This window comes from Microbacterium wangchenii, from assembly GCF_004564355.1.
Lineage (GTDB): Bacteria > Actinomycetota > Actinomycetes > Actinomycetales > Microbacteriaceae > Microbacterium > Microbacterium wangchenii.
Genome location: NZ_CP038266.1, coordinates 1,810,026 through 1,836,084 on the forward strand (window position 1 = coordinate 1,810,026; position 26,059 = coordinate 1,836,084).

Here is a 26,059-nt window from a genome sequence, read left to right on the forward strand (position 1 = left end):
GCGGCACCACTGCCGACCCGAACTCCGCAAACCACGTCGGCCAGATGCGCGAAACCGGGTGCTTCGGCCGTTTCCGGCTCGATGTTGCAGAGTTCGGGCAGCGGCGTGCGGTGATGCGATAGTCGAGTCCCTCGCCGCCGGGGCGGGACGGCTCGGGTCCAGCGGGCTGCTGGCGTCGCGAGCCGGCGGCACCACTGCCGACCCGAACTCCTCAAAGCGAGCTCGTCTGCGACGCGAAACGGGGTGTTCGGGCACCATCCGGCTCAGTCTTGAGGAGTTCGGGCAGGAGCGCGGAACGGCGAGGGCAGCGGGGCCGATAGTGTGGCGGCATGGTGCGCACCGTCGAGGAGCAGTGGGCCGACGTCGCCGCAGCGGTGCGGATGCTGCCTTCGGTCGAACTCCCCCTGGCCGACGCCGCCGGCCGCACGCTGGCGGCCGACGTGACTGCCGCGGTGGACATCCCGGTGTGGGAAAACTCGGCGATGGACGGCTTCGCGGTGCGCTACGACGACGTCGTAGCCGCGGCGGCGGATGCGCCGGTCTCCCTGCGCGTGGTCGCCGACGTCCCCGCCGGCTCCGACCTGGACCCTCCCCTGCGGCCGGGCGAGGCCGCCCGGATCATGACCGGCGCTCCCGTACCCGCTGCCGCCGACGCCATCGTCCCGTTCGAAGACACCCGCGGCGGCCTCGCCGACTCGCTGCACACCGTCGCCGTCCTCGCCGCCCCGTCCGCGCGCGGCGCGCACATCCGTCGCCGCGGCGAAGACGCCACCCGGGGAGACGTCGTCCTCCCCGCCGGCGTGCGGCTGGGGTCGTGGCAGCTCGCGGCGGCCGCGGCGGCGGGCGTGTCGGCCGTCCCGGCGACCCGCGCGCCGCGCGTGGCGGTCTTCTCGACCGGGGACGAGCTCGTCGCCCCCGGAGAGCCGTTGCGACGCGGGCAGATCCCCGAGTCCAATGCCACCCTCCTCGCAGCGCTCGTGGCCGAGGCCGATGCCGAGGTCGTGCTGCGTGGTGTCGTCCGCGACGACGAGGACGAGTTCCGCGCCGCCCTCGCGGCGGCCGCCGAACGCGGCGCAGACGTCGTCCTCACCTCGGGAGGGGTCAGCGCGGGCGCGTTCGAGGTCGTCAAGAACACCCTCGGGGATGCCGCGGACATCCGGTTCTCGGCCGTGGCGATGCAGCCGGGCAAGCCCCAGGGCTTCGGCGTGCTCCCCGGCGGCGCGCTGTTCTTCGGCCTCCCGGGCAACCCGGTGAGCGTGGCGGTGTCGTTCGAGGTGTTCGTGCGGCCGGCGCTGCTGCGGATGCAGCGGCGCAGTCACGTGCACCGCCCTGTGCTGCGCGTGCGCGCCGCCGCGGGCTGGCGCACTCCGTCGGGTCGGCGTCAGTACGTCCCCGTGCGCCTGGACCGGACGGATGCTGCGGGCTGGACCACGGAACCGGCCACCGCGGGCGGATCGCGGTCGCACCTGGCCGGCGGCCTGGGGCGGGCGGAAGCGTTCGCCGTGGTTCCCGCCGACGTCGAGAAGGTCGAACCGGGAGACACCGTCGAGGTCATGCTGCTGACATGAGCACCGGCGGGCAGTTCTCCTTCGACGCCGTCGTGCTGGCCGGGGGGCGGGCGGCACGCATGGGCGGGGTCGCCAAGCCGGCCCTCACCGTGGCGGGCCACTCGCTCCTGGCGCGCACCGTCGCGGCCGCCCGGGCAGCCGGCGCCTCGCGCGTGATCGTGGCGGGCCCGGCCGTGGCCGGAGTGGAGGATGTCCGGTGGGTGCGGGAGGTACCCTCGTTCGGGGGGCCGGTCGCCGGCGTCGCCGCGGCGCTCGCGCAGTCGACGGCGCCCTGGGCGATGATCCTCCCCGCCGACCTGATCGACCCGGAGCGGGCGGTCGCAGCGCTGACGGGCCAGATCCCCCACGCGGATGGGGCGTGCCTGGTCGATGACGGCGGGCGCACGCAATGGCTCACCGCGATCATCCGGACCGCTGCGCTGCGGCGCCGCGTGGCGGAGCTGGGGGCCGGCGTACGCGACGCGCCCGCGCGGGCCCTGCACGAAGGATGGGACATCGCGCTCCGCCCGACCGCCGTGGCGGCGACGGACGACGTGGATACGTGGGATCATCTCGGCGAGGCGCGCCGGCGGTTCGGCGCCCGGAAGGAGAAGACCATGTCCGAGCGCACCCTGCCCCCCGAAGCCCTCGAGGAATGGGGCCGCGCCCTGCGGGAGCGGTTCGGGCTCGCCGAAGAGGATCTGCCGATCGGCCTGATCCTCGATCTCGCGCGCGACGTCGCGAACGGCGTGGCGCGCCCGGCGGCGCCCTTCAGCGCGTATGTCGCGGGGCTCGTCGCCGGTCGCGCCGGCGGATCGCCGGAGCAGGTCCGCGACGCCGTCGCGGCGATCACGACCCTCGCCGAGGGCTGGGACGGGCGCTGAGCGCTCAGCCCTCGCGGCGCTCCACCCGCACGAGCACCGACTTCGACGTGGGGGTGCCGCTGCCGTCGGCGGTGGAATCCAGTGGGACAAGCACGTTGGTCTCGGGATAGTAGGCCGCGGCGTTGCCCCGTGGCGTGTCGTACGCCACGACGCGGAACCGCTCCGCGCGCCGTTCCTCCACGGAACCGTCCCTGGCCGGCCATTCCGACACGAGGTCGACGATCTCGCCGTCCTCGATCCCCTGAGCGTGGAGGTCCTCCCGGTTGACGAAGACGACGCGCCGGCCGCCGTAGACCCCGCGGTAGCGGTCGTCCTTGCCGTAGATGGTGGTGTTGTACTGATCGTGCGAGCGCAGCGTCTGCAGAAGCAGGCGTCCCGCGGGGATGACGGGGTACTCGAGCTCGTTGACGGTGAAGTGGGCCAGGCCGTCGGGCGTCGCGAAGGTGCGGTCGTCGCGCGGCCCGTTGGGCAGGATGAACGTGCGGCCGCCGGCGATGCGCTTCTCGTAGTCGGAGAACCCCGGCACGACGCGGGAGATGTGCTCGCGGATGAGCGCGTAATCCTCTCCCAGCCGCTTCCAGTCGGCGCGCGGGACGTTCGGGGAGTCCTCCCGCCCTGCGAACACCAGCTCGCACAGCCGGGCGATGATCGCCGGTTCCGACATCAGGTCGTCGGCGGGCGGACGCAGCCGGCCGCGGGAGGCGTGCACGGCGCTCATGGAGTCCTCCACCGTCACGCGCTGCTCGCCGCCGCGGCGCACGTCGCGATCGGTGCGGCCCAGCGTGGGGATGATCAGCGCGCGACGCCCGGTGACCACGTGCGACCGGTTCAGCTTCGTCGACACCTGCACCGTGAGGTCGACGCGGCGCAGTGCGGCCTCGGTCACGAGGGTGTCCGGCGTCGCGCTGGCGAAGTTGCCGCCCATCGCCAGGAACACGCGGGCGCGTCCGTCGCGCATGGCGCGGATCGCCTCGACGGTGTCATAGCCGTGCTTGCGCGGCGCGTAGAAGTCGAACTCCGCGTCCAGGGAGGCGAGGAAGCCCTCGTGCGGCTTCTCGTAGATGCCCATCGTGCGGTCGCCCTGCACGTTCGAGTGACCGCGCACGGGGCACAGGCCCGCGCCGGGTCGGCCGAGGTTGCCCTGCAGCAGCAGCAGGTTGACCACGTCGCGCAGGGTCGCCACCGAGTGCTTGTGCTGCGTGAGGCCCATAGCCCAGCACACGATCGTGGACTTGGCGGTCCGCACGAGCTCGGCGATGCGGCGGAGCTCGGCCTCCGGAATGCCCGTCGCCGTCTCGAACTCCGGCCACGATGCGTTCTGCATCGCGTCGCGGAACTCGTCGAAGCCGCTCGTGTGCCGCGAGAGGAAGTCGGTGTCCAGCACGCCGCCGTCCCTCGCTTCCACCTCCAGCAGGTGTGCCGCGATCGCCTGGAACAGGGCCTGATCGCCGCCGAGGCGGATCTGGACGAACTCGTCGGCGAGCTTCGTGCCGCCCAGGATGACACCGCGCGGCGTCTGCGGGTTCTCGAAGCGCATGAGACCGGCCTCGGGCAGCGGATTGACGGCGACGATCGTCGCGCCGTTGCCCTTCGCCTTCTCCAGCGCACTGAGCATGCGCGGGTGGTTGGTGCCCGGGTTCTGCCCCGCGACGATGAGGAGGTCGGCGTGATGGATGTCTTCGAGGGAGACCGTGCCCTTGCCGATGCCGATCGTCTCCACGAGCGCGGATCCGCTGGACTCGTGGCACATGTTGGAGCAGTCGGGCAGGTTGTTCGTCCCCAGCCCGCGCACCAGCAGCTGGTACAGGAACGCCGCCTCGTTGGAGGTACGACCGGAGGTGTAGAAGATCGCCTCGTCGGGGTCGTCCAGCTCCCGCAGAGCGTCGGCCACCGTCGACAGCGCGTCGTCCCACGAGATGGGCCGGTAGTGGGTGGCGCCTTCCTCCAGGATCATCGGATGCGTCAGGCGACCCTGCTGCCCCAGCCACCAGTCGTCGTGCTCGGCCAACTCGGCGACGGAGTGCTCGGCGAAGAAATCGGGGCCGACGCGACGGATGGTCGCCTCCTCGGCGACCGCCTTCGCGCCGTTCTCGCAGAACTCCGCGAGGTGGCGCTTGTCCTCCTCGGGCCACGCACACCCGGGGCAATCGAACCCGTCCTTCTGGTTCACCCGCATGAGGGTGCGCGCCGTGCGTGTCACCCCCATCTGATCCACGGCGATGTCGAGGGCGTGCAGCACGGCGGGAACGCCGACGGCCTTGCGCTTGCGGGAGCCGACGGTGACGTCGGACTCATCGATGTCGTGGGTGGGGGGCTTCGTCGCCATGATCCGAGCCTAATCCTTCGGCGGACGGTGGTCGCTCAGCCGGCGACTTCCTGGTACGCGGCGAACAGCAGCGACTCGTCGGGCGCCTGCAGCACGGTCGGGCGCGCGACGTCGTCGAGCACGATGAAACGCAGCATCCCGCCGCGGCTCTTCTTGTCGCGCTGCATCGTGGCCAGCAGCTGCGGCCACGCCCCGGCGCGATAGGTCATCGGCAGGCCCAAGGCGCCCAGGATGTCGCGGTGGCGCTGGACGACGTCGTCGGGGAGCCGGCCGGCGAGTCGGGAGAGCTCGGCGGCGAAGGTCATGCCCACCGAGATGGCGGCGCCGTGGCGCCAGCGGTAGCGCTCGGCGTGCTCGATCGCGTGGCCCAGGGTGTGGCCGTAGTTCAGCACTTCGCGAAGGCCGGCTTCGCGAAGATCCTCGCCCACGACGCGCGCCTTCATGTCGATGGCGAGCTCGAGTGTGCGGCGGAAGGCGTCGCTGCGCGGGTTCACGACCTCGACGGGGTCGGCTTCGATGAGGTCGAGGATCTCGGGATGCCAGATGAAACCCGCCTTGACGACCTCGGCGTAGCCGGCGACGCGTTCGTTGGGCGACAGCGAATCGAGCAGGTCTAGATCGCACACCACCGCGTGCGGAGGCCAGAACGCGCCGACGAGGTTCTTCCCCTCGGCGGTGTTGAGTCCGGTCTTCCCGCCCACGGCGGCGTCGACCATGCCGAGCACCGTGGTGGGCACCTGCACGACCGGCACGCCGCGCAGCCACGTCGCGGCGACGAAGCCGGCGAGGTCGGTCACCGCTCCCCCGCCGAATCCGACGACCACGTCGGTGCGCGTGAAATCGGCCTGCCCCAGGACCTGCCAGCAGAAGGCGGCCACCTCCACGCGCTTGCCCTGCTCGGCGTCGGGGATCTCGGCCAGGAGCACCTCCCGGTCGGTCAGCAGCGCCTGCCGCAGCGCCTCCGCACGCTCGGCGAGCGTCGGCGGGTGGACGATGAGGACCTTCCGCGCGGCGGCGGGCAGCACGTCGCCGAGGCTGCCGAGCAGACCGCGGCCGACGGTGACGTCGTAGGGGGTCGCTCCGGAAACAGTGATGGTCGTGAGGGTCATGCGGTGCTCGATCCGGTCGGTGCGGACGCGAGGGCCCACTGGGCCACGGCGTCCACGACGGCCCGCAGCGGGCCATGGGAGGTGTCGAAGGTCACGTCGGCCAGCGCCTCGTAGATCGGGCGGCGGGCCTGGAAGATCTCCATCCATCGGGCCGTGCCGTCCTCGCCTGCCAGCAGCGGCCGCGATCCCCCGCGGATGCGGCCGGCCACGACGGCGGGGTCGACGGTGAGGAGGACGACGCGCACGGGCGCGAGGTCGGCGCGGGTGTCGGGATGCAGCACCGCTCCGCCCCCGAGGGAGACGATGCCGCCGCTGCGGAGGGCGTCGCGCACGGCCTCGCGTTCCAGAGACCGGAAGCCCCCCTCGCCGTGCTCGGCGAACAGGTCGGGGATGGGCCCGTGCGTGCGAGCGAGCACGGCGTCGGTGTCGGTGAAGCTCACGCCGAGCTGCTTGGCGACGCGGCGCCCCACGCTGGATTTGCCCGCCCCCATCGGACCGATGAGGGCGATCGTGTCAGATGCCGCCATCGGTGGCGGCCGCCGCGGCATCGCTGGCCGGCGTCGTGCGCAGTGCCGCCGGGAGAGCGTCGAGGTAGGACAGCAGATTGCGGCGCGTCTCCCCGACGCTGTCGCCGCCGAACTTCTCCAGGACGGCCTCGGCGAGCACGATCGCCGTCATCGCCTCGGCGACGACGCCGGCAGCGGGCACGGCGCACACGTCGGAACGCTGGTGGTGGGCGGTTGCCGACGTCCCGGTGGCGACGTCGATGGTGCGCAGGGCGTGCGGCACCGTGGCGATGGGCTTCATCCCGGCCCGCACGCGCAGCACCGTCCCGGTGGACATGCCGCCCTCGGTGCCGCCGGCGCGGTCGCTCGCGCGAGCGATGCCCTCCGCCGTCGCGAAGAGTTCGTCGTGGGCTTGCGATCCGCGGCGCGTCGTCGTGAGGAAGCCGTCGCCGACCTCGACCCCCTTGATCGCCTGGATGCTCATGAGCGCCTGCGCGAGCTTGCCGTCCAGGCGCCGGTCCCAGTGCACGTGCGAACCGAGCCCCGGCGGCAGGCCGTAGGCGAGCACCTCGACGACGCCGCCGAGGGTGTCGCCGGCCTTGCGCGCGTCGTCGACCTCGGCGACCATGCGGGCGCTGGTACCGGCGTCGAAGCACCGCAGCGGATCGGCGTCGAGGGCGTCCACGTCGTCGGGGGCGGGCAGGGCGGCGTCCTCGGGGACGCGCACGGGGCCGATGGAGAGGGTGTGGCTGACCAGCCGGATGCCCAGTTCGGAGAGGAACGCGCGGGCCACGGCGCCCAGCGCGACGCGGGCTGCGGTCTCACGGGCGCTGGCGCGCTCGAGGATCGGCCGGGCCTCGTCGAAGTCGTACTTCTGCATGCCGACGAGATCGGCGTGACCGGGGCGGGGGCGCGTGAGCGCGGCGCCGCGCCCGCGGGACTTCTCCGTCAGCTCGGCCGGCTCGGGGCTCATCACCTCGACCCACTTGGGCCATTCGGTGTTCCCGATGCGCAAGGCGATGGGGCTGCCGAGGGTGAAGCCGTGCCGCACGCCCGAGGAGATCGTGAGCTCGTCCTCCTCGAACTTCATCCGCGAGCCGCGGCCGTAGCCGAGCTTCCGGCGGGCGAGGTCGGCGCGGATCGCGTCGGAGGAGATCGGCACGCCGGCGGGAAGACCCTCCATGATGGCGACCAGTTCGGGGCCGTGGGATTCGCCGGCCGTGAGCACGCGGAGCATTGCCCTAGTCTCCCACGAGCGCTCGGCGCATCGCGGCCAGCACGGTCGTCTCCTCCGGGAGGGCGGTACCAGGCTCGCCGCAGACGAAGACGCGCACCTGCAGGAGAGCCTGATGCAGCAGCATCCCGTGTCCGGAGAAGGCGACGCCCCCCGCCCGCTCCCATGCGTGGGCGAGCGGGGTGGGCCAGTGGCCGTAGACGACGTCCACGAGCACTCCGCCCGCCGCTGCCAGCCGGTCGGCCCCCGCACCCAGATCGGTGCCGCCGGGGAGCGTCGCGATCGTGACCTGGACGCGGCCGGGGGACGGATCGTCGAACCCGGCGGGGATCACGGCGACACCGAGGGACTCACCGAGCGCGATCAACGCGGTCACGGCCTCGGGGCGCCGCGCGACCACCTCGACGCGGCGCGCCCCGAGATCGGCGAGGGCGACCAGCGCGGAGGTGGCCGTGGCACCGGCGCCGAGGATCCGGGCGGCGGGAGCCTCCTCGACGCCCTGCTCGCGCAGCGACCGCACCAGGCCGCCCACGTCGGTGTTGAAGCCGTGCCGCTCCTCGCCGAGCAGCAGCGTGTTCACCGCGCCCGTCGCCTGAGCATGACGGTCCAGGACCTGCGCCGCCCGGGCCGCGGCGTGCTTGAGCGGCATCGTCAGCGACAGTCCCCGCCACGTGGCGTCGAGGCCCGCGAGTTCGGGGTCGAAACGGTCCTCGCCCACGCGCCGGCGTCCGTACTCCCAGTCCAGCCCGAGGACGCGGTACGCCGCGGCGTGCAGCTGCGGCGACCGGCTGTGCGCGATCGGATCCCCCCAGACGGCGAGCCTCGTGCCCGTCAGCATCCCTTGCCCGGATTGTCCTTGCACCACGAGATCCACTGCTGCCGCGCCGCTTCGTGCTCGTCGGCGGTGGTGGTGAACACGGTCTCGCCGGTGTCGAGGTTGACCGTGACGAAGAACAGCCACGGTCCGTCCGCGGGGTGCATGGCCGCGTCGATCGCCGCGTCGCCGGGGTTGGCGATCGGACCGGCCGGCAGTCCGTCGATCACGTACGTGTTCCACGGGTTGTCGTCGAACTGCGCCTCGTCCGACGTGCTGGCCGAGCCGGCGTGCAGCTCCCCGTACCCGTACTGGGCGGTGGAGTCCATCTGCAGCTTCATGCCCTGGTCGAGGCGGTTCTGGATGACGCGGGACACCTTGGCGAAGTCGTTCGGCCTGCCCTCGCGCTCCACGATGGAGGCGATGGTGAGCACGCGCTGCCGGTCGGCTTCGGGCACGCCGGCCTGATCCAGGGATTCCACGGTGCGCGCGACCAGCCGGGCGATCACGTCGCTCGCGGTGGCCGCGGGGTCGAACGTGTAGGTGGCGGGGAAGAGCCATCCCTCCAGCGAGTCCGACGGCACGCCGAACGCCGACGGATCCGCGGCGGCGGCCTGCAGTTCTTCCAGCGGCATCTCGAGCTGCTCGGACAGCGCCGTGAGGGTCTGCTCGGCGGTGAGCCCTTCGCGCAGCTGCGCGGTGTTCTCCATCCGGCTGGCCGGATCGGCGAGCGTGTCCAGGACGGCGGCGGCGTTCATCTGCAGCTGCAGCCGGTAGACGCCCGGCTGGAAGGTGAACGTGACGCTGTTCTCGATCATGTAGTCGTACAGCGCCTCCGGCGTCTTGGTCACCCCGGCGTCGAACAGCTTCTGCGACACGGGTCCGCCGGTGTCACCGCTGGCGATCGTGATGGTGGTCTCACCGTGCGCGAGCCCCGGCTCGTAGTCATTCGGCTCCTCCCAGCCCATGAACGAGCGGATGCCGTCTTCATACGTGTTCCACACCCACAGGCCTCCGGCCGCCACGCCGCCGACGAGGGCGAGGACGATGGCGATCCAGCCGGCAGTCCGCCGGCGCTTCCTGCTGGGCCGAGGCGGCGGGGCACCCAGGTCGCTCGTGGACCGCTCCCCCGAGAACAGGTCGTCGAGCGTCGCCGACGGCGCCGAGCGGCCATGTCCGGTCGACCGCCCGGCGGCGGCGCCCACGGATTCGCGCTCACGGGCGGCGACCGGTGCCGGCTCCGATTCACGCTCCGCGTCCGAGGCGGGTACGGATTCACGCACACGGGCGGGGACGGTGTCCTCGCGTGGAGCGGTCGTGTCGTTCTGGCGGCGCTGGGCCGCGCGTGCCTCACGACGGGACTTCGGTGTGGCGTCGCGGGCTGTGCTGCGCCGATTCGGGTCGGGCAGCTTTCCGTACAGATCCGCGAACGGATCATCGAATCCAGACGGGGTGTCGGGCATGTCAGGCGGGCTCCTGTCCCGGAGGGAGTGCCACTCCGGCCGGGTTGCCGGAGCTTCTCTCGACATCGAGCGCCTGCTGGAGGAGGACGACGGCGGCGACTTGGTCAACAATGTTACGAGAACGACGCTGGGAACGCCCGGCGGATCGCAGCGCGCTGTGCGCGGTGACCGTGCTGAGGCGCTCGTCCACCAGTCGCACGGGGGTCGGCGAGGCCGCCGCCAGCGCGGCGGCGAAGTCGCGGGCGTCGGTCGTGGACGGGGTGTCGGCGCCGCTCAGGCTCGTCGGGAGGCCGACGAGGAACTCCAGCGCCTCGTACTCGGCAGCCAGCTCCAGCAGTCGCCGGATCGTGGCGTCCGAGCGCGGGACGGTCTCCACGGGCACGGCCAGCAGGGCGTCGGGATCGCTGCGGGCGACCCCGACGCGCGCCTTCCCGACGTCGACGCCGAGCCGGATGCCGCGGCGGATGAGCGTCACTCCCCCGTCGCGGCCAGCTCTGCGGCCACGGCGTCCAGGGCTGCGCCGAGCGCTGCTGCGTCGGTGCCGCCGCCCTGCGCGACGTCGTCGCGCCCGCCGCCACCGCCGCCGAGGGCAGCCGCGGCGACCCTGGCCAGCGCCCCGGCCTTCGCGCCGACGGCGCGCGCGCCCTCGTTCGTGGCGACGACCACCGTCGCGCGCTCGCCCAGCGTGGCGCCGAGGGCGATCACGGCGGGGCCGTCGCCCATCCGGTCACGCACCTGCAGGGCGAGCGAGCGGACGTCGTCGGCGGAGGATGCGGCGCCGATCGACTGCGCGACGACGCGGACGCGTCCCGCCGTCGTGGCGGTGTTCGCCAGCTGCGGCACGCGGTCGGCCAGCGCGCGGGCCTCGAACTGCGCGATGCGCTTCTCCGCCGCCTTCAGGCTCGCCGTCAGCTCCGCGATGCGGGCGGGGAGCTGATCGCGGGGGGTCTTCAGCGACGACGTCAGCTGCGAGACGATGGCGCGCTCGGCGGCGAGGTCGCGGAATGCGTCGAGACCGACGAGGGCCTCCACGCGGCGGTTCGATGCCCCGACGGAGGACTCCCCGACGAGGTTGATGAGCCCCACCTCCGCGCTCGAGGACACGTGGGTCCCCGCGCACAGTTCACGCGACCAGGGGCCGCCGATGTCGACCATGCGGACGGTGTCGCCGTACTTCTCGCCGAACAGCGCCACGGCGCCCAGCTCGCGCGCCTGATCCAGCGGCAGCACGCGCGTGGTGACCTCCAGGTTGTCGCGCACGGCGTTGTTGGCGATCTCCTCGATCTCCGACCGCGTCTCGGGCGACAGTGCCTGTCCCCACGAGAAGTCGAAGCGGAGGTAGCCGGCGCGGTTGAGCGAGCCGGCCTGCGTGGCCGACTTGCCCAGCGTGTCGCGCAGCGCCGCGTGGACGAGGTGCGTGGCGGAGTGCGCCTGTCGGGCGGCACGACGGTTCGCCGCATCCACCACCGTGGTGGCGGGCTCGCCCACGGCGACCTCACCCGTGGTGATCTGCACGGTGTGGCTGATGAGGCCGGGCACCGGCTTCTGCACGTCGAGCACGTCGGCTTCGTAGCCGGGGCCGACGATGACGCCCTTGTCGGCGACCTGACCGCCCGACTCGGCGTACAGTGCCGTCTCGGCGAGGATCACCTCGGCGACCTGCCCGGTGCGGGCGCGGTCGACCGAGACGCCGTCCACGAGCACCCCCAGCACGCGCGACTCGGTCTCCAGGTCGGTGTAGCCGGTGAAGACGGTCTCGCCTTGGGCGCGGAAGTCGCGGTACACGCTCTGGTCGGCGAACGCGCGCTTGCGCGACTTCGCGTCGGCCTTGGCGCGGTTGCGCTGCTCGAGCATGAGTGAGTCGAAGGCCGCGCGATCGACGGAGAGCCCGGCCTCCTCGGCGATCTCCAGGGTGAGATCGATCGGGAAGCCGTACGTGTCGTGCAGCAGGAACGCCTCGGGTCCGGAGAGCGTCGAGCCGCCGGCCTTCTTCGTGTCCTCCACGGCGAGGTCGAGGATCGTCGAGCCGGCCGCGAGGGTGCGGAGGAACGTCTCCTCCTCCGCGATGGCGTACTGGGAGATGCGCTGCCAGTCGGTCTCCACCACCGGATACGCCGACTTCATGGCGTCGCGGGAGGCTGCGAACAGCTCGGGGAACGTGGGCGCGTCCACGCCCAGCAGGCGCATGGCCCGGACGCTGCGGCGCATGAGGCGGCGCAGGATGTACCCGCGGCCGTCGTTGGCCGGCGTCACGCCGTCCGAGAGCAGCATGAGCGAGGAGCGCACGTGGTCGGCGACCACGCGGAAGCGCACGTCGTCCTCGTGGTCGGCGCCGTAGCGCCGGCCGGAGAGCTCCACGGCGCGGTCGAGGACGGGGCGCACCTGATCCGTCTCGTACATGTTGTCGACGCCCTGCTTGATGAAGGCGACGCGCTCCAGGCCCATGCCGGTGTCGATGTTCTTCGCCGGCAGGTCGCCGATGATGTCGAAGTCGACCTTGGAGCGGACGTTCGTGATCGCGTACTGCATGAACACGAGGTTCCAGATCTCCGTGAACCGGTTGTCGTCCACGGCCGGGCCGCCCTCGCGCCCGTACGCGGGGCCCCGGTCGAAGTAGATCTCGGAGCAGGGCCCTGCCGGGCCCGGCTGGCCGGTGGACCAGTAGTTGTCCTCGCGGCCGAGCCGCTGGATGCGCTCGACGGGGAGGCCCGCGATCTTCTGCCACAGCTCGGCGGCCTCGTCGTCGTCCTGGTACACGGTGACCCACAGGTCGCGCTCGGCGAAGCCGAGGCCGCCGTCGGACTCCGAGGCGGTGAGCAGCTCCCACGCGTAGGAGATCGCCCCCTCCTTGAAGTAGTCGCCGAACGACCAGTTGCCCAGCATCTGGAAGAACGTGCCGTGCCGGGCGGTGTGACCGACCTCTTCGATGTCGTTCGTGCGGATGCACTTCTGCACGTCGGCGGCGCGCCGGTAGGGCGCGGGCACGACCCCCGTCAGGTACGGGATGAACGGGACCATCCCTGCGACGGTGAACAGCAGCGACGGGTCGTCGGTGACGAGGGAGGCGGAGGGAACGATCGTGTGGTCGTTCTTCTCGAAGTAGTCGAGGTAGCGCTGGGCGATCTCAGCGGTCTTCATTCAGCGGGCCTTTCGGGAGGCGCAGTCATCCGGCCCGCTCGAGCGGGCAGGGAGGCAGGGGGATGGTCAGGAGGAGGCGGGGCGCGAGTCCTCGGCGCCGGCGGATGCGGACCCCTCGGTGGCGCCGTCGGCCGGCGTGGCGGCATCCACGGCGTCCTCGGCCGCCGGGGCCATGGCTTCCTTTGCGGTGTCGGTCGCGGAGGCCACGGCATCCTTGGCGGTCTCGTACGCCGTGGCGGCGGCGTCCTTCACCTCGGTCGCGGGACCGGCGAAGCGGGCTTCCTGCTCGCGGTAGGCGGCACCCAGGCGATCGGTGAACTCGGTGATGCGCGCATCCACCTGGGCGAGCACCTCGTGCCCGCGCGGGTCCTTGTTCATCAGATGAGCGGCGGCGAATCCGCCGGCGACACCGAGCACAAACCAGAGCACGTTCTTCACGATCGTCACTTCCTCGGATCGGGGCCGCACACGCGGCATCCCCTCATCGTAGACGGCAGACGCCGAAGGGCGCCGGGAGAACCCGACGCCCTTCGTGCACGATGAGCGTGGCTCAGCGCGCGGCGTAGTACTCGACGACGAGCTGCACGTCACACGTGACGGGCACCTCGGCGCGCTTGGGGCGACGCACGAGGCGGGCCTGCAGCTTGTCCAGCTCGACCTCGAGGTAGCCGGGGACGGGGGGCAGCACTTCGGCGTGCCCGCCGGCGGCGGCGACCTGGAAGGGCTCGAGGCCCTCGCTCTTGGCCTTGACGTGGATGAGCTGACCCGGCTTCACGCGGAACGACGGGCGGTCGACGGTCTGGCCGTCCACGAGGATGTGGCGGTGCACCACGAGCTGGCGCGCCTGCGCGGTGGTGCGGGCCAGGCCCGAACGCACGACGAGGGCGTCCAGACGCATCTCGAGCAGCTCGACCAGGTTCTCACCGGTCAGGCCGTCGGTGCGGCGGGCCTCGTTGAAGGCGATGCGCAGCTGCTTCTCGCGAATGCCGTACTGCTCGCGCAGACGCTGCTTCTCACGCAGACGGACGGCGTAGTCGCTGTCCTGCTTGCGCTTGGTGCGCCCGTGCTCGCCGGGAGCGTAGGGGCGCTTCTCGAGGTACTTGGCTGCCTTGGGCGTCAGCGCGATGCCGAGCGCACGGGACAGGCGGACCTTACGGCGGTCCTGAGACTTCGTTGCCACGAAGGATTCCTTCCGAAGACGTGGCCGCGCACTTCGCGGCTCACGGACGTATCAACCCCTTCCGCCCGTCCGGTTCGCACGCCGGGGCGCACCGTACGGTGGTTCAGGAAGAGGGGGATGCCCGAAAACTCGGTTTCGAGCCGATTCAGTCTACCAGAGCACTCCTGCGCTCCCCCATCCGCGGCATCTTCTCGGGAGCGCGGGTGAGATCAGGTGCCGTCGACGATGCGGCGGATCTTCTCCAGGCGCGCCGACACGTCGCGCTCGGTGCCGTGGGTGGTCGGCTGGTAGTAGCGGCGCCCGCGCAGCTCGTCGGGCAGGTACTGCTGCGTCACGATGCCGATGTCGCTGTCGTGCGGGTACTTGTAGCCCTTGCCGTGTCCGAGGCGCTTGGCCCCGGGGTAGTGCGCGTCCCGGAGGTGGGCCGGCACCCGCCCGAACCCGCCGGCCCGGACGTCGGCGATCGCGGCGTTGATCGCGTTGTAGGCGGCGTTGGACTTCGCGGTGGTGGCGAGGTACGCGGTGGCCTCGGCGAGCGGGATGCGGCCCTCGGGCATGCCGATGAAGGCGACGGCGTCCGCTGCCGCCACCGCGATCTGCAGGGCCTGCGGGTCGGCCAGCCCGATGTCCTCGGCGGCGGAGATGACCAGCCGCCGCGCGATGAACCTCGGGTCTTCGCCGGCTTCGATCATGCGCGCCAGGTAGTGGATGGCCGCGTCGACGTCGGAGCCGCGGATCGACTTGATGAAGGCGCTGATGACGTCGTAGTGCTCATCGCCCTGCCGGTCGTAGCGGAGCAGCGCGCGATCGACGGCCTGCCCGATGTGCTCGGCGGTCACCACGGGCGTCGCCGCGGCCTCGCCCTCTTCGGCCTCTTCGGCGTCGTCGGAGGCGACGGATGCGGCGGCCTCGAGCGCCGTCAGTGCCCGGCGGGCGTCGCCCGACGCGAGGCGGATGAGCGCGGCGCGCGCGTCGGGCTCGAGCGTCACCGCGCCGGCGAGGCCGCGCGGGTCGGTGACGGCGCGGTCGACCAGGAGCCCGAGATCCTCGTCGTCGAGGGGCCGCAGCGTCAGCAGCAGCGACCGTGACAGCAGGGGCGAGATGACCGAGAACGACGGGTTCTCGGTGGTCGCGGCGATCAGCACGACCCATCCGTTCTCCACGCCCGGGAGCAGGGCGTCCTGCTGCGCCTTGGTGAAGCGGTGGATCTCGTCGAGGAAGAGGATGGTGGACTGGCCGTACAAGTCGCGCTGGTTCAGGGCCTCCTGCATGACCTCGCGGACGTCCTTGACGCCTGCCGTGATGGCGGACAGTTCGACGAAGCGGCGCCCCGATGACCGTGCGATCGCCTGCGCGAGCGTGGTCTTGCCCGTGCCGGGCGGGCCCCACAGGATGACCGAGGAGGCAGAGGTCGACGTGTCGGAGGACGCCAGCGCCACGAGCGGGGAACCGGGGCGCAGGAGATGCCCCTGGCCGGCGACCTCGTCGAGGGAGGTCGGCCGCATCCGCACCGCGAGAGGGGTCTGCCCCCGGAAGAGCGCAGCGGAGGACGTCATCGCTCCAGGCTATCCGGGCCCACCCCCACGGATCCCGCTTTTGGCCGCGGCCGGGCGCCCTGCGTAGGATGCTTCGCGCCGGGGAGCACCGGGCGGAGGAGGATGCTGTGGCCGGCAAGGGGCGCGACGAACGCGAGGCGCGTGAGCGCGCACGGGTCTACCAGGCCCGCCGGCAGTATCACGAGGGCCAGAGCCGTCGCCGACGCCGGGACAACCTGCTGGCAGCGGTCCTCGGCGGAGCCGTCATCCTCGCCGCCATCGGCGGACAGGTGGCCTACTTCACCGTCGGCCCCGGCACGCCGGAGCCCTCCCCCAGCGCCACCCCGACGACGCCGGCGCCCTCGAGCGAGCCCGCGCCGCCCGCCGAGCCCACCGCGCCCTCAGAACCGAGCCCCGCAGAGACGCCGGGCGAGATCGCGCCCACGCCGTGACGGGTGCCCTGCGCCACCGCCGGGTGACGTACTAGGCTCAAGGGGTCCCTAACCGTAGGCGGCCCGAGCCGCGATGAGGTGCCTTCCGTGACTGCCGACGCCGAGACTTCCGACACCACCCCCGCCCCGCAGACCGCATGGGGCCGCGTCGATGACGACGGCACCGTGTCGGTGCGCGAGGGCGAATCCTGGCGCGTCGTGGGGCAATACCCCGACGGCACGGCCGAAGAGGCCCTCGCCTACTACCAGCGCAAATTCACCGACCTCGCCGGCGAGGTGACACTTCTGGAGGCGCGCGCACGCCGGGGCGGAGCATCCGCCGCCGACCTGCGCTCGACGGCGAAGACGCTGCGCACCCGCATCGCGGATGCTGCGGCCGTGGGCGATCTGGAGAACCTCCGTACGCGACTGGACGCGCTCACCGCGACCCTCGCCGAAGCCAGCGAAGCCGAGACGGCCGCCGCCAAGGAGGCCGTGGAGGAGGCCGTGCGCGAGCGCACCGGCATCGTCGAGGCCGCCGAGGCTCTGGCCGCGCGCGACCCGCAGACGGTGCAGTGGAAGCAGGCGTCGGAGGAGATGACGGCGCTGTTCGACCGGTGGCAGAGTCACCAGCAGAACGGACCGCGCCTGCCCCGTGCCGTCGGCCAGCAGCTGTGGCGCCGCTTCCGCGACGCGCGCGCGACGGTGGATCGTCACCGCCGCGAGTTCTACGCGAGCCTCGACCAGACGCACAAGGCCGCCCGCGACGCCAAGACCCGCCTCGTGGAACGTGCCGAGGCCCTCGCCCCGCGCGGTGAGGATGCGATCGGCGCCTACCGTGACCTCCTGGACGAGTGGAAGAGCTCCGGCCGCGCCGGCAAGAAGGTCGACGACGCACTGTGGGCCCGATTCAAGGCCGCCGGCGATGCCCTGTACGGCGCACGGGCCCAGCGTGAGGCCGCCGACGTGGAGGCCTCCAAGGAGAAGATCGAGGCCAAGCGCGCGCTCCTGGCCGAAGCCGCTCCGATCGTCGACGAACGCGACCTCACCCGTGCGCGCTCCCTCCTGACGGCCATCCAGCGCCGCTGGGACGAGATCGGCCGCGTGCACCCCCGCGACATCGAGCGCGCACTGGATGACGAGCTGCGCGCCGTCGAGCAGAGCGTCCGCACGCGCGAGGAAGCGGACTGGAAGCGCAACAACCCCGAGACCAAGGCGCGGGCCAATGACATGACCCGCCAGCTGACCGAGGCCATCGACAAGCTCGAGGCCGAGGTCGCCGAGGCCGAAGCACGCGGGGACGCCCGTGCCGCCACGCAGGCGCGCGAGGCGCTCGAGGCGCGCCGTACGTGGCTGCGGGCCGTCGGCGGCTGACCGCTTCTCCCCTCTCGCCGCCATCGAGCGGCTCTCCACAGCTTCGCGGCGCACGCGTCGCCGGCGGCGTGCGCACCGCAAGACTGCCGATGTGGCATCCCCGTTCCTGTACTTCCCCGGACGGCGCCTGTCGCAGGCGGAGCTGACGGCGGCGTGCCTGGACGGCCACCTCGTCGCACTCGGCGAGGGATTCGTTCCCGCCGACGTGGTGGAGACGGCGCCCCTGCGGGCGGCGAGTCTCACGACGCTCCTGGGCGACGCGATGGCCGCGTCGCATCTGTCCGCCGCATGGGTCTACGGCGCGGTGGACGACCCGCCCGCCCGCCACAGCGGCCAGCGGGCTGCGCCGCAACGGCTGCATCACGTCATCGACCGGCGCCTGGTCTACCACGACCCCCGTGTCGGAGCCGATGACCTCCGCCGCGTCGGCGGCATCCTCGTGACCACGCCCGCGCGCACGGCCGCCGACCTCGCCCGGACACCGGGCGAAGCGCACGACGACGCCCTGCGCTCGTGGGCGGCGCGCGAACCGGAGATCGCCGGGCTGGGGCTGGCGTGGCTCGCCGCGCATCCCCGCATCCCGCACCGGCGACGGGCGGCAGACCTGCTCACCGGGCTGGCGGATGCGTCGGCGCCGAGTGCGTGCGGATGATCGCCGGTCAGGAGGACGTGACGCGGTAGACGTCGTACACCGCGTCGATGCGGCGGACGGCATTGAGCACGCGGTCCAGATGCACGGTGTCGCCCATCTCGAACACGAACCGGCTGATCGCCAGGCGGTCGTTGGTGGTCTGGACCGTGGCCGAGAGGATGTTGACGTGGTGCTCACTGAGCACGCGCGTCACGTCGCTGAGCAGGCCGGAGCGGTCGAGTGCTTCCACCTGGATGTGGACCAGGAAGACGCTCTTGGACGTCGGGGCCCACTCCACGTCGATCATGCGCTCGGGGTCCTCGCGGAGCGACTTGACGTTCGTGCAGTCGGTGCGGTGCACCGACACACCGCTGCCGCGGGTGACGAACCCGACGATCTCGTCGCCGGGCACCGGAGTGCAGCACTTGGCGAGCTTCACGAGGATGTCGGGAGCCCCGCGCACGAGCACTCCGGAATCGCCGCCGCGCGGCGCCTTGCTGCGTCCGACCTGAGGCAGCTCGATGGGGCCGGTGGAGGTGTCGTTGGCCCCGACGAGGGCGGTGACCTTCTCGATCACCGACTGCGTGGAGACATGGCCCTCCCCCACGGCCGCGTACAGCGCGGCGACGTCCTCATACCGCAGCTGGTGGGCGACCTCGGTGAAGGAGTCCTGGCTCATGAGGCGCTGCAGCGGCATGTTCTGCCGGCGCATCGCGCGCGCGATCGCCTCTTTGCCCTGCTCGATCGCCTCTTCGCGTCGCTCCTTGGTGAACCAGCCGCGGATCTTGTTGCGCGCGCGCGTGCTCTGGACGAAGCTGAGCCAATCCTGGCTCGGGCCGGCGTCGGGGTTCTTGGAGGTGAACACCTCCACGACGTCGCCGCTCTTGAGCTCGGACTCCAGCGGCACCAGCCGGCCGTTGACCTTGGCCCCCATCGTGCGGTGACCGATCTCGGTGTGCACGGCGTAGGCGAAGTCCACCGGCGTGGCGCCGGCGGGAAGGCCGATCACCCGCCCCTTGGGGGTGAAGACGTACACCTCCTTCGCGCCGATCTCGAACCGCAGCGCGTCCAGGAACTCGCCCGGGTCGGCGGTCTCGGCCTGCCAGTCGGAGATGTGCGCGAGCCACGCCATGTCGGTGTCGACCGCCTTGCCGTCGGTCTTGCCGCCGGCCAGCCGCTCCTTGTACTTCCAGTGCGCAGCGACGCCGTACTCGGCCTGCTGGTGCATCTCGTGCGTGCGGATCTGGATCTCCACCGTGCGGCCGCCTGGACCGATGACGGTCGTGTGCAGCGACTGGTAGAGGTTGAACTTCGGCGTGGCGATGTAGTCCTTGAACCGCCCCGGCAGCGGCGTCCATCGCGCGTGGATGGCGCCGAGGACGGCGTAGCAGTCGCGCACGGTGCCGACGAGCACGCGGATGCCGATGAGATCGTAGATGTCGTCGAACTCGCGGCCGCGTACGACCATCTTCTGGTAGACGGAGTACAGCTGCTTGGGCCGCCCGACCACGCGTCCACGGATCCGCAGCTCGCGCAGGTCGGCGTCGACGGCGGCGATGACGTTCTGCACGTACTGCTCCCGCTGCGGGGTGCGCTGCTTCACGAGGCTTTCGATCTCGGCGTAGAGCTTGGGGTGCAGGACGGCGAAGGAGAGCTCTTCAAGTTCGGTCTTGATCGCCTGGATGCCGAGGCGGTGCGCGAGCGGCGCGTAGATCTCGAGCGTCTCGGTGGCCTTCTTCGCGGCCTTCTCCGGCGGCACGAAGCCCCATGTGCGCGCGTTGTGCAGGCGGTCGGCGAGCTTGATGACGAGGACGCGGATGTCGCGCGACATCGCCACGATCATCTTGCGGACGGTCTCGGCCTGCGCGCTCTCGCCGTACTTGACCTTGTCGAGTTTGGTGACGCCGTCCACCAGCATCGCGACCTCGTCGCCGAACTCCGCCGCGAGCTCGTCGAGCGGATATCCGGTGTCTTCGACGGTGTCGTGCAGCAGCGCGGCGGCGATCGCCTTGGGCCCGAGCCCCAGGTCGGCGAGGATCTGTGCGACCGCGAGCGGGTGGGTGATGTACGGCTCGCCGCTCTGGCGCTTCTGCCCCTCGTGCTTGCGCTCGGCGACCGCGTAGGCACGCTCGATGATGCCGAGGTCGCCCTTGGGGTGGTGGGTGCGCACGGTCCGCAGCAGCTGGTCGACGCCGTCGCGCTTGGCCGAGCGCGAGAAGATCCGGGGGACGAGGCGGCGCAGTGATGAGGTCTGGGTCACCGGTGGCACGATCTCGGTCATGGTGCCACCTCCCCTGTTCGCTTCGTAGCGCTCATCCTACGCCCGCGCCAAGCCGGATCAGGCCGGGACGCCGGCGCGCTCGCGCGACTCCCGCACGCGCGCGTCGCGCTCCTTCAGCGCCGGTTCGCTCTCACGCATGAGCGAGTACAGCGGCGCGGCGACGAACAGCGTCGAGTACGCCGCCACGATCGTGCCGACGAAGATCGACAGCGAGATGTCGCTGAGGGTGCGGGCGCCCAGCCAGATCGCGCCGATGAACAGGATCGCACCCACCGGCAGCACGGCCACGACGGTCGTGTTGATCGAGCGGATGAGCGTCTGGTTGACGGCGAGGTTGACCGATTCCCCGAACGTCCGGCCGGAGATCTCGCCGTCGTCGCGGGTGTTCTCCCGGACCTTGTCGAAGACGACCGTGGTGTCGTACAGCGAGTACGACAGGATCGTGAGGAATCCGATCACCGCCGCAGGCGAGATCTCGAAGCCGCAGAGGGCGTAGATCCCGACGGTGATGATCAGGACGTCGACGACGCCGACCATGGCCGCGACCGACATCTTCCACGTGCGGAAGTACAGCGCGAGGATGAGGAAGGTCAGCGCGAGGAAGATCGCCAGTCCCCACAGCGACTGCCGGGTGACGTCGGCCCCCCAGGACGGCCCGATGAAGGATGCCGTCACCTCTGCGGTGGAGACCTCGTAGGCGTCGGCGAGAGCCGAGGAGACCTCGAGCGTCTCGGCGTTGCTCATCTGGTCGGTCTGCACGCGCACGGCGGAATCGCCGACGGTGGTCACTCGGGTGGTCGCATCGGGGACGACGGATTCGACCGCCTCGGACGCGAGCGTCTGGTCGGGCGCGGTGAGCCCGGAGACGGTGAACTGCGACCCGCCGGTGAACTCGATCGACAGCTGGACGGGGCGGAACAGTGGGACCAGCGCCGAGCCGATCACGAGGATCGCGGCGATGATGAACCACAGCCGACGGCGGCCGACGAAGGGGAAGGACGTCTTGCCCGTGTAGAGGTCGTTACCGAGCTGACCCATGGTGCGCATCAGTCGTCATCCTCCTTGACGGCCGTGAGCGTATCGCCGCTCCGGCCTTTCGAGCCCGACAACTCGGCCTGTTTGCGTTCGGCGATCGTCTGGCGGCGCTGCGCCTCCCCGCGCGAGCGCGCGGCACGGCCGCGCTCGGCCACCAGCGGCGCGCGGAACTGGGCCCGCCCCCGATACACGGCACCGAGTGATTTCGGATCCATGCCCGAGAGCGGATGCCCCGATCCGAAGAAGCGCGTGCGGGCGAGCAGCTGCATCACCGGGTGGGTGAAGAGGATGAAGATGACGATGTCGATGACGGTGGTGAGCCCGAGCGTGAACGCGAAGCCCTTCACGGTCGCGTCGGCGAGGATGTACAGCACGACGGCGGCGAGGATGTTGATCGACTTGGAGATGTAGATCGTGCGCTTGGCGCGCGACCATCCGTCCTCCACCGCGCTGGTGATCGACTTGCCGTCACGCAGCTCGTCGCGGATGCGTTCGAAGTACACGATGAACGAGTCGGCGGTGAAGCCGATCGTCACGATCAGACCCGCCACACCGGCCAGCGACAGGCGGAAGCCCATGCGCCACGCGAGGATGCACAGCGCGATGTAGGTCAGGACGCCCATCACGGCGAGGGACGCGATGATGACCGAGCCCAGGGCGCGGTAGACCACAAGGGAGTAGATCGCGACCAGCGCGAGCCCGATGAGACCGGCGATCAGGCCGATCTGGAGCTGCTGCGAGCCGAGCGTCGCCGAGATGGTGTCGGAGCTGACCACCGCGAAGCTCAGCGGCAGGGCACCGTACTTCAGCTGATCGGCGAGGGTCTTGGACGACTCCTGCGTGAACGAGCCGCTGATCGACGGGTTGCCGTCGAGGATCACGCCGTTCATCTGGGGCGCCGAGAGCACCGATCCGTCCAGCACGAACGCGAACTGGTCCAGCGGCGGCGTGGCCCCGAACAGGCGCTGGCTGATCTTGCCGAAGACCTCGGTGCCCTCGTCGTTGAAATCGAGGTTCACGACCCAGCGGCCGTTCTGGGGGTCGACGCCGTTGGTGGCGTCGTCGATCGACGTGCCGTCCAGCTCGACGGGTCCGAGGATGTACTTGATCGTCTGTCCGGCGTCGCACGTGATCAGGGGCTGATCGGCGGGCGCGTCCGCAGGGTCGTTGGCGGGGTTCGCGCAGTCGTACGCGAGGAACTGCGCCTGCAGGGCAGGGGTGATCCAGGCCAGATCGCTGCCGTTGGTGGGCTCGGCGGTCGGGGTGGCCGGCAGTGCGGGGTCCGGTGACGGGTACGGCGTCTCGGCGCCGTCCTCGCCCACGAAGGTCGTCGCCGGCGCCCCGGCGTACAGCACGGAACGCAGCTGCAGCTGCGCGGTCGCCTCGATGCGCTCGCGCGTCTCGGGGTCGGCCTCACCGGGGATCTGCACGACGATGTTGCGTCCGCCCTCGGTGGTGATGTCGGCTTCGCCGACGCCCGTGGCATCCACACGCTGGCGGATGATCGTCACCGCCTGCTGCATCTGCTCGGCGGAGGGGGCGGCCCCGTCGGCGGTCTGCGCCTCCAGGATGATCTGCGTACCGCCCTGGAGGTCGAGCGCCAGCTCAGGGGTCCACGAGCTCTGCTGGAAGACGTGGACGCCCAGAGCGTTCACGCCGAACAGCACGGCCGTGATGGCCAGCAGTCCGGTCAGCGCGCGCCACGCGGATCGAACGGGAGTGGAAGGCGCCACGAAGTCAGCTCTCTGTACGTGGAAGCGGGGAGGTCAGGCCTGGGGCTTGTCCGTGGGCTCGCCGTCGGCGTCGCGTGCGCGCTTCTGGTCGTCGCTGAGGGAGGTGATGTCACCGTCTGCGACGCCGGCGACGTACTCCGCCTCGGTCTCCTCGGCTTCGATGTACTCGTCCTCGGTGACGGTGCCCTCGGCGGCGTTCACGATGCGGAGGATGGCCTGGCTGTGCACCTTGATGTCGACGCCGGGGGCGATCTCCACGCGTGCGGGCTTGTCGAGGTCATCGGGGTCGTACTCGACGATGGTGCCGTACAGGCCGCCCTGCAGCAGCACCTCAGCACCCGGAACGGTCTGGCGCGCCTTGGCCTCCATCTCCAGCTTCTGCTTCTGCATGCGACGGCGGGAGCTCCAGAACATGAAGATCAGGAGAAGGACGAGCAGGATGATGAGCCCGTAATTTGCGAAGAAGTCCGCGAGTTCCATCAGTCGGGCACCTTTCGGTTTGGGCGCGCCGCTGCGGCACTGCCATAAGGGAAGTTGGCGGCGATAGCCTTCAGCGATTATAGGTCATGCAGTCGCAGCGCACCGTCGTCCGCGTGCACGCCCAGGTGCGCGGCGGCTGCCGGCGTGGCGATGCGCCCGCGCGGCGTCCGCCCCATGAAGCCGATGCGCACCAGGTACGGCTCGACGACCGACTCGATGGTCTCCGCTTCCTCACCCACGGCCACCGCGAGGGTCGACAGGCCCACCGGTCCCCCGCGGAACCGTCGCACGAGGGCGTCCAGCACGGCGCGGTCGAGGCGGTCGAGCCCGATGGCGTCGACGTCGTACAGGGTGAGGGCGGCGCCGACGGCATCGAGGTCGGCATCCAGTTCGCCGTGCACCACGAGGTAGTCGCGCACGCGCCGCAGCAGACGGTTGGCGATACGCGGGGTGCCCCGCGATCGCCGCGCGATCTCGGCGCGGGCGCGCGGGGGAAGGGGGACGCCCAGCATCGCGGAGGAACGCTCCACGACCCGCTCGATCTCCTCGGGCTCGTAGTACTCCAAGTGGGCGGTGAACCCGAACCGGTCGCGCAGGGGGTTGGGCAGCAGTCCGCTGCGCGTGGTCGCGCCCACGAGCGTGAACGGCGCGAGGTCGAGCGGGATGCTCGTGGCCCCGGCACCCTTGCCGACCATGATGTCGATGCGGAAATCCTCCATCGCGAGATAGAGCATCTCCTCCGCCGAGCGCGCCATGCGGTGCACTTCGTCGATGAAGAGCACTTCACCCGGCGTGAGGCTCGACAGCAGTGCCGCCAGGTCGCCCGCGTGCTGGATGGCGGGGCCGCTGGACAGCCGCAGCGGCCGCTCGCTCTCGTGGGCGACGATCATCGCGAGCGTCGTCTTGCCGAGGCCCGGCGGACCGGACAGGAGGATGTGGTCGGGCGATCGCTGCTGGATGCGCGCGGCGTCCAGGAGAAGCTGGAGCTGCCCGCGCACCTTGTGCTGGCCGACGAAGTCGGCCAGCGACGTGGGGCGGAGAGCTCCCTCGATCGCGAGCTCGCCCTCGTCCTCCGGCGCACCGGCGTCGCGCACGTCATCCACCGGCGGGCTCCCGGCGTGCCGGTCCCAGCACCGACAGCGTCAACCGCAGGAGCGCCTGGACCGACGCGCGATCGGTCTCGGATGCTCCGTCGGCGACGCTCGCGACGGCCTCGGCGGCGACGCGTTCGGACCACCCCAGGCCGATGAGCGCCTGGGCGACCTGCGCCGGGATGGCGCCCGCGGCTCGAGCCGTCGCCGGCGCGGCAGACCGGGGCGGCGCGAGCTTGCCGGCCAGCTGGACGACGATGAGCTTGGCGGTCTTGGGGCCGATGCCGGACACCCGCTTGAACGGCGCGTCGTCGTCGGCGGCCACGGCCTCGGCGATCTGCGGCACGGTGAGCGATGACAGCACGCCCAGCGCCGACTTCGGGCCGACGCCAGTGACACTCAGCAGCTGGCCGAACACGACGAGCTCTTCGCGGGTTTCGAAGCCGAACAGCGCAAGGGCGTCTTCGCGGACGATGAGGTTCGTGTGCAGGTGGATGTCGGAGCCGACCGCGACCGTCCGGGCGAGCTGCGGGACCACCGCGACGCTGAAGCCGACGCCACCGACGACGACGACCAGCGCGTCATCGTCGACGTGCGCGACGGCGCCCGTGAGAGAGGAGATCATGGACCGAGCCTACGTGCGGGTTCGGATCTTTGTTCGAGCGACACGCGTGGTCCGCTGCTCGGCGTCGCGCCAGGCCTTCTGTGCGGGGGTGAGGGCTCCCCCCGTCACCGCGGCGGCGCCCGGCCCTGACCGCCACGCGTGACACAGCGCGAGGGCGAGGGCGTCGGCGGCATCCGCCGGCTGCGGGAGTTCGTCCAGGCGCAGGACGCGGGCCACCATCGCCTGCACCTGCCGCTTGTCGGCCGAGCCGTAACCGGTCACGGCCGCCTTGACCTCGCTGGGGGTGTGCGTGGCGGCGGGCAGGCCGTGCTCGGCGGCCAGGAGCAGCGCGATACCGCTGGCCTGAGCTGTGCCCATGACGGTGTGCAGGTTGTCCTGCGCGAACACCCGCTCCACCGCCACCACGTGCGGGGAATGCGCGGCCATGACCTGCCGCAGGCCCGCCGCGATCACGGCGAGGCGCCGCTCGATCGGCAGGTCGGTTGCCGAGCGCACGACGCCCACGTGCACGAGGCGCGCGCTGCGGTCGGGGGCCACGTCCACGATCCCCACACCGCATCGGGTCAGCCCGGGGTCGATGCCGAGGACGCGCAGGGGCGGGCGGGAGGTCACTCCCCCACGCTAGGCGGCGTCACGCGCGCA

Annotated in this window: 23 protein-coding genes; 5 read left to right on the plus strand and 18 right to left on the minus strand. The window is 71.5% G+C overall.

The genetic code is table 11. From position 1 onward, the window contains the following. Positions 1–329: 329 nt before the first annotated feature. Positions 330–1,568, plus strand: coding sequence for a molybdopterin molybdotransferase MoeA (locus E4K62_RS08675; protein WP_135066289.1), 1,239 nt, complete (start codon positions 330–332; stop codon positions 1,566–1,568). Beyond that, a complete protein-coding gene (locus E4K62_RS08680) occupies positions 1,565–2,431 on the plus strand; it encodes an NTP transferase domain-containing protein (RefSeq protein WP_135066292.1) in 867 nt (288 codons plus the stop codon). The genes E4K62_RS08675 and E4K62_RS08680 overlap by 4 nt, the downstream gene beginning before the upstream one ends. Positions 2,432–2,435: 4 nt before the next feature. Here the strand turns inward: E4K62_RS08680 and E4K62_RS08685 are convergent, their stop codons facing one another. From E4K62_RS08685 to E4K62_RS08735, 11 genes are all read right to left on the minus strand, one after another. Next, positions 2,436–4,757, minus strand: coding sequence for an FdhF/YdeP family oxidoreductase (locus tag E4K62_RS08685; protein ID WP_135066295.1), 2,322 nt, complete (start codon positions 4,755–4,757; stop codon positions 2,436–2,438). 35 nt (positions 4,758–4,792) lie between these two features. Then, positions 4,793–5,866, minus strand: a complete 1,074-nt coding sequence (aroB, locus tag E4K62_RS08690; protein WP_135066298.1) for a 3-dehydroquinate synthase — start codon at positions 5,864–5,866, stop codon at positions 4,793–4,795. After that, on the minus strand, positions 5,863–6,393 hold the full coding sequence (locus E4K62_RS08695) for a shikimate kinase (RefSeq protein WP_135066301.1): 531 nt from the start codon (positions 6,391–6,393) through the stop codon (positions 5,863–5,865). The genes aroB and E4K62_RS08695 overlap by 4 nt, the downstream gene beginning before the upstream one ends. After that, positions 6,380–7,609 carry a chorismate synthase gene (aroC, locus tag E4K62_RS08700; RefSeq protein WP_135066304.1) on the minus strand — a complete coding sequence of 410 codons (1,230 nt, stop codon included), beginning with the start codon at positions 7,607–7,609 and terminating at the stop codon, positions 6,380–6,382. The genes E4K62_RS08695 and aroC overlap by 14 nt, the downstream gene beginning before the upstream one ends. A gap of 4 nt (positions 7,610–7,613) precedes the next feature. Then, on the minus strand, positions 7,614–8,444 hold the full coding sequence (locus E4K62_RS08705; RefSeq protein ID WP_135066307.1) for a shikimate dehydrogenase: 831 nt from the start codon (positions 8,442–8,444) through the stop codon (positions 7,614–7,616). Next, entirely contained in the window at positions 8,438–9,883 is a 1,446-nt protein-coding gene (mltG, locus tag E4K62_RS08710) for an endolytic transglycosylase MltG (protein WP_135066310.1), read from the minus strand. Before mltG ends, E4K62_RS08705 begins: the two co-directional genes overlap by 7 nt. 1 nt (position 9,884) lies before the next feature. Continuing rightward, complete coding sequence (gene ruvX, locus E4K62_RS08715) at positions 9,885–10,358, minus strand: Holliday junction resolvase RuvX (RefSeq protein WP_135066312.1); 474 nt, start codon at positions 10,356–10,358, stop codon at positions 9,885–9,887. After that, the gene (alaS, locus tag E4K62_RS08720; RefSeq protein ID WP_135066315.1) at positions 10,355–13,021 is read right to left on the minus strand and encodes an alanine--tRNA ligase; all 2,667 of its coding nucleotides are present in this window, start codon (positions 13,019–13,021) and stop codon (positions 10,355–10,357) included. The genes ruvX and alaS overlap by 4 nt, the downstream gene beginning before the upstream one ends. A gap of 66 nt (positions 13,022–13,087) precedes the next feature. Beyond that, complete coding sequence (locus tag E4K62_RS18880; protein ID WP_240742871.1) at positions 13,088–13,498, minus strand: ATPase; 411 nt, start codon at positions 13,496–13,498, stop codon at positions 13,088–13,090. A gap of 73 nt (positions 13,499–13,571) precedes the next feature. Continuing rightward, complete coding sequence (gene rpsD, locus E4K62_RS08730) at positions 13,572–14,201, minus strand: 30S ribosomal protein S4 (protein WP_135066318.1); 630 nt, start codon at positions 14,199–14,201, stop codon at positions 13,572–13,574. A 209-nt stretch (positions 14,202–14,410) separates the two neighbouring features. Beyond that, positions 14,411–15,757: a replication-associated recombination protein A gene (locus tag E4K62_RS08735; protein ID WP_135066322.1), complete on the minus strand. Its 1,347-nt coding sequence runs from the start codon at positions 15,755–15,757 to the stop codon at positions 14,411–14,413. 107 nt (positions 15,758–15,864) lie between these two features. On the opposite strand from E4K62_RS08735, the gene E4K62_RS08740 reads away from it, so the two are divergent. The 3 genes from E4K62_RS08740 to E4K62_RS08750 all read left to right on the plus strand — a co-directional run bounded on the left by E4K62_RS08740 (position 15,865) and on the right by E4K62_RS08750 (position 18,193). Beyond that, positions 15,865–16,188 carry a dioxygenase gene (locus E4K62_RS08740; protein WP_167747761.1) on the plus strand — a complete coding sequence of 108 codons (324 nt, stop codon included), beginning with the start codon at positions 15,865–15,867 and terminating at the stop codon, positions 16,186–16,188. A gap of 87 nt (positions 16,189–16,275) precedes the next feature. Next, the gene (locus tag E4K62_RS08745) at positions 16,276–17,541 is read left to right on the plus strand and encodes a DUF349 domain-containing protein (RefSeq protein WP_135066328.1); all 1,266 of its coding nucleotides are present in this window, start codon (positions 16,276–16,278) and stop codon (positions 17,539–17,541) included. A gap of 91 nt (positions 17,542–17,632) precedes the next feature. Then, positions 17,633–18,193, plus strand: a complete 561-nt coding sequence (locus tag E4K62_RS08750; protein ID WP_135066331.1) for a type IV toxin-antitoxin system AbiEi family antitoxin — start codon at positions 17,633–17,635, stop codon at positions 18,191–18,193. A gap of 7 nt (positions 18,194–18,200) precedes the next feature. Here E4K62_RS08750 and E4K62_RS08755 read toward each other — a convergent pair whose 3' ends face one another. The 7 genes from E4K62_RS08755 to ruvC all read right to left on the minus strand — a co-directional run bounded on the left by E4K62_RS08755 (position 18,201) and on the right by ruvC (position 26,029). Next, complete coding sequence (locus E4K62_RS08755; RefSeq protein ID WP_135066334.1) at positions 18,201–20,453, minus strand: RelA/SpoT family protein; 2,253 nt, start codon at positions 20,451–20,453, stop codon at positions 18,201–18,203. Between the two features lie 57 nt (positions 20,454–20,510). Next, positions 20,511–21,500: a protein translocase subunit SecF gene (gene secF / locus E4K62_RS08760; protein ID WP_135066337.1), complete on the minus strand. Its 990-nt coding sequence runs from the start codon at positions 21,498–21,500 to the stop codon at positions 20,511–20,513. Then, complete coding sequence (gene secD, locus E4K62_RS08765; RefSeq protein WP_135066341.1) at positions 21,500–23,221, minus strand: protein translocase subunit SecD; 1,722 nt, start codon at positions 23,219–23,221, stop codon at positions 21,500–21,502. Before secD ends, secF begins: the two co-directional genes overlap by 1 nt. Before the next feature lie 33 nt (positions 23,222–23,254). After that, positions 23,255–23,701, minus strand: coding sequence for a preprotein translocase subunit YajC (locus E4K62_RS08770; RefSeq protein WP_135066343.1), 447 nt, complete (start codon positions 23,699–23,701; stop codon positions 23,255–23,257). Positions 23,702–23,778: 77 nt separating this feature from the next. After that, a complete protein-coding gene (gene ruvB, locus E4K62_RS08775) occupies positions 23,779–24,804 on the minus strand; it encodes a Holliday junction branch migration DNA helicase RuvB (protein ID WP_135066346.1) in 1,026 nt (341 codons plus the stop codon). After that, positions 24,797–25,417 (minus strand): Holliday junction branch migration protein RuvA, encoded by a 621-nt coding sequence (ruvA, locus tag E4K62_RS08780; RefSeq protein ID WP_135066349.1) that lies wholly within the window; start codon positions 25,415–25,417, stop codon positions 24,797–24,799. The genes ruvB and ruvA overlap by 8 nt, the downstream gene beginning before the upstream one ends. A 9-nt stretch (positions 25,418–25,426) precedes the next feature. Beyond that, positions 25,427–26,029: a crossover junction endodeoxyribonuclease RuvC gene (ruvC, locus tag E4K62_RS08785; protein WP_187270370.1), complete on the minus strand. Its 603-nt coding sequence runs from the start codon at positions 26,027–26,029 to the stop codon at positions 25,427–25,429. Positions 26,030–26,059: the final 30 nt, after the last annotated feature.

What these genes read in the sequence shown, in the direction of transcription:
- E4K62_RS08675 (WP_135066289.1), top strand. Translation starts at nt 330, where the DNA reads ATGGTGCGCACCGTCGAGGAGCAGTGGGCCGACGTCGCCGCAGCGGTG.
- E4K62_RS08680 (WP_135066292.1), top strand. Translation starts at nt 1,565, where the DNA reads ATGAGCACCGGCGGGCAGTTCTCCTTCGACGCCGTCGTGCTGGCCGGG.
- E4K62_RS08685 (WP_135066295.1), bottom strand. Translation starts at nt 4,757, where the DNA reads ATGGCGACGAAGCCCCCCACCCACGACATCGATGAGTCCGACGTCACC.
- aroB (WP_135066298.1), bottom strand. Translation starts at nt 5,866, where the DNA reads ATGACCCTCACGACCATCACTGTTTCCGGAGCGACCCCCTACGACGTC.
- E4K62_RS08695 (WP_135066301.1), bottom strand. Translation starts at nt 6,393, where the DNA reads ATGGCGGCATCTGACACGATCGCCCTCATCGGTCCGATGGGGGCGGGC.
- aroC (WP_135066304.1), bottom strand. Translation starts at nt 7,609, where the DNA reads ATGCTCCGCGTGCTCACGGCCGGCGAATCCCACGGCCCCGAACTGGTC.
- E4K62_RS08705 (WP_135066307.1), bottom strand. Translation starts at nt 8,444, where the DNA reads ATGCTGACGGGCACGAGGCTCGCCGTCTGGGGGGATCCGATCGCGCAC.
- mltG (WP_135066310.1), bottom strand. Translation starts at nt 9,883, where the DNA reads ATGCCCGACACCCCGTCTGGATTCGATGATCCGTTCGCGGATCTGTAC.
- alaS (WP_135066315.1), bottom strand. Translation starts at nt 13,021, where the DNA reads ATGAAGACCGCTGAGATCGCCCAGCGCTACCTCGACTACTTCGAGAAG.
- E4K62_RS18880 (WP_240742871.1), bottom strand. Translation starts at nt 13,498, where the DNA reads ATGCCGCGTGTGCGGCCCCGATCCGAGGAAGTGACGATCGTGAAGAAC.
- E4K62_RS08735 (WP_135066322.1), bottom strand. Translation starts at nt 15,757, where the DNA reads ATGACGTCCTCCGCTGCGCTCTTCCGGGGGCAGACCCCTCTCGCGGTG.
- E4K62_RS08755 (WP_135066334.1), bottom strand. Translation starts at nt 20,453, where the DNA reads ATGACCGAGATCGTGCCACCGGTGACCCAGACCTCATCACTGCGCCGC.
- secF (WP_135066337.1), bottom strand. Translation starts at nt 21,500, where the DNA reads ATGCGCACCATGGGTCAGCTCGGTAACGACCTCTACACGGGCAAGACG.
- E4K62_RS08770 (WP_135066343.1), bottom strand. Translation starts at nt 23,701, where the DNA reads ATGGAACTCGCGGACTTCTTCGCAAATTACGGGCTCATCATCCTGCTC.
- ruvA (WP_135066349.1), bottom strand. Translation starts at nt 25,417, where the DNA reads ATGATCTCCTCTCTCACGGGCGCCGTCGCGCACGTCGACGATGACGCG.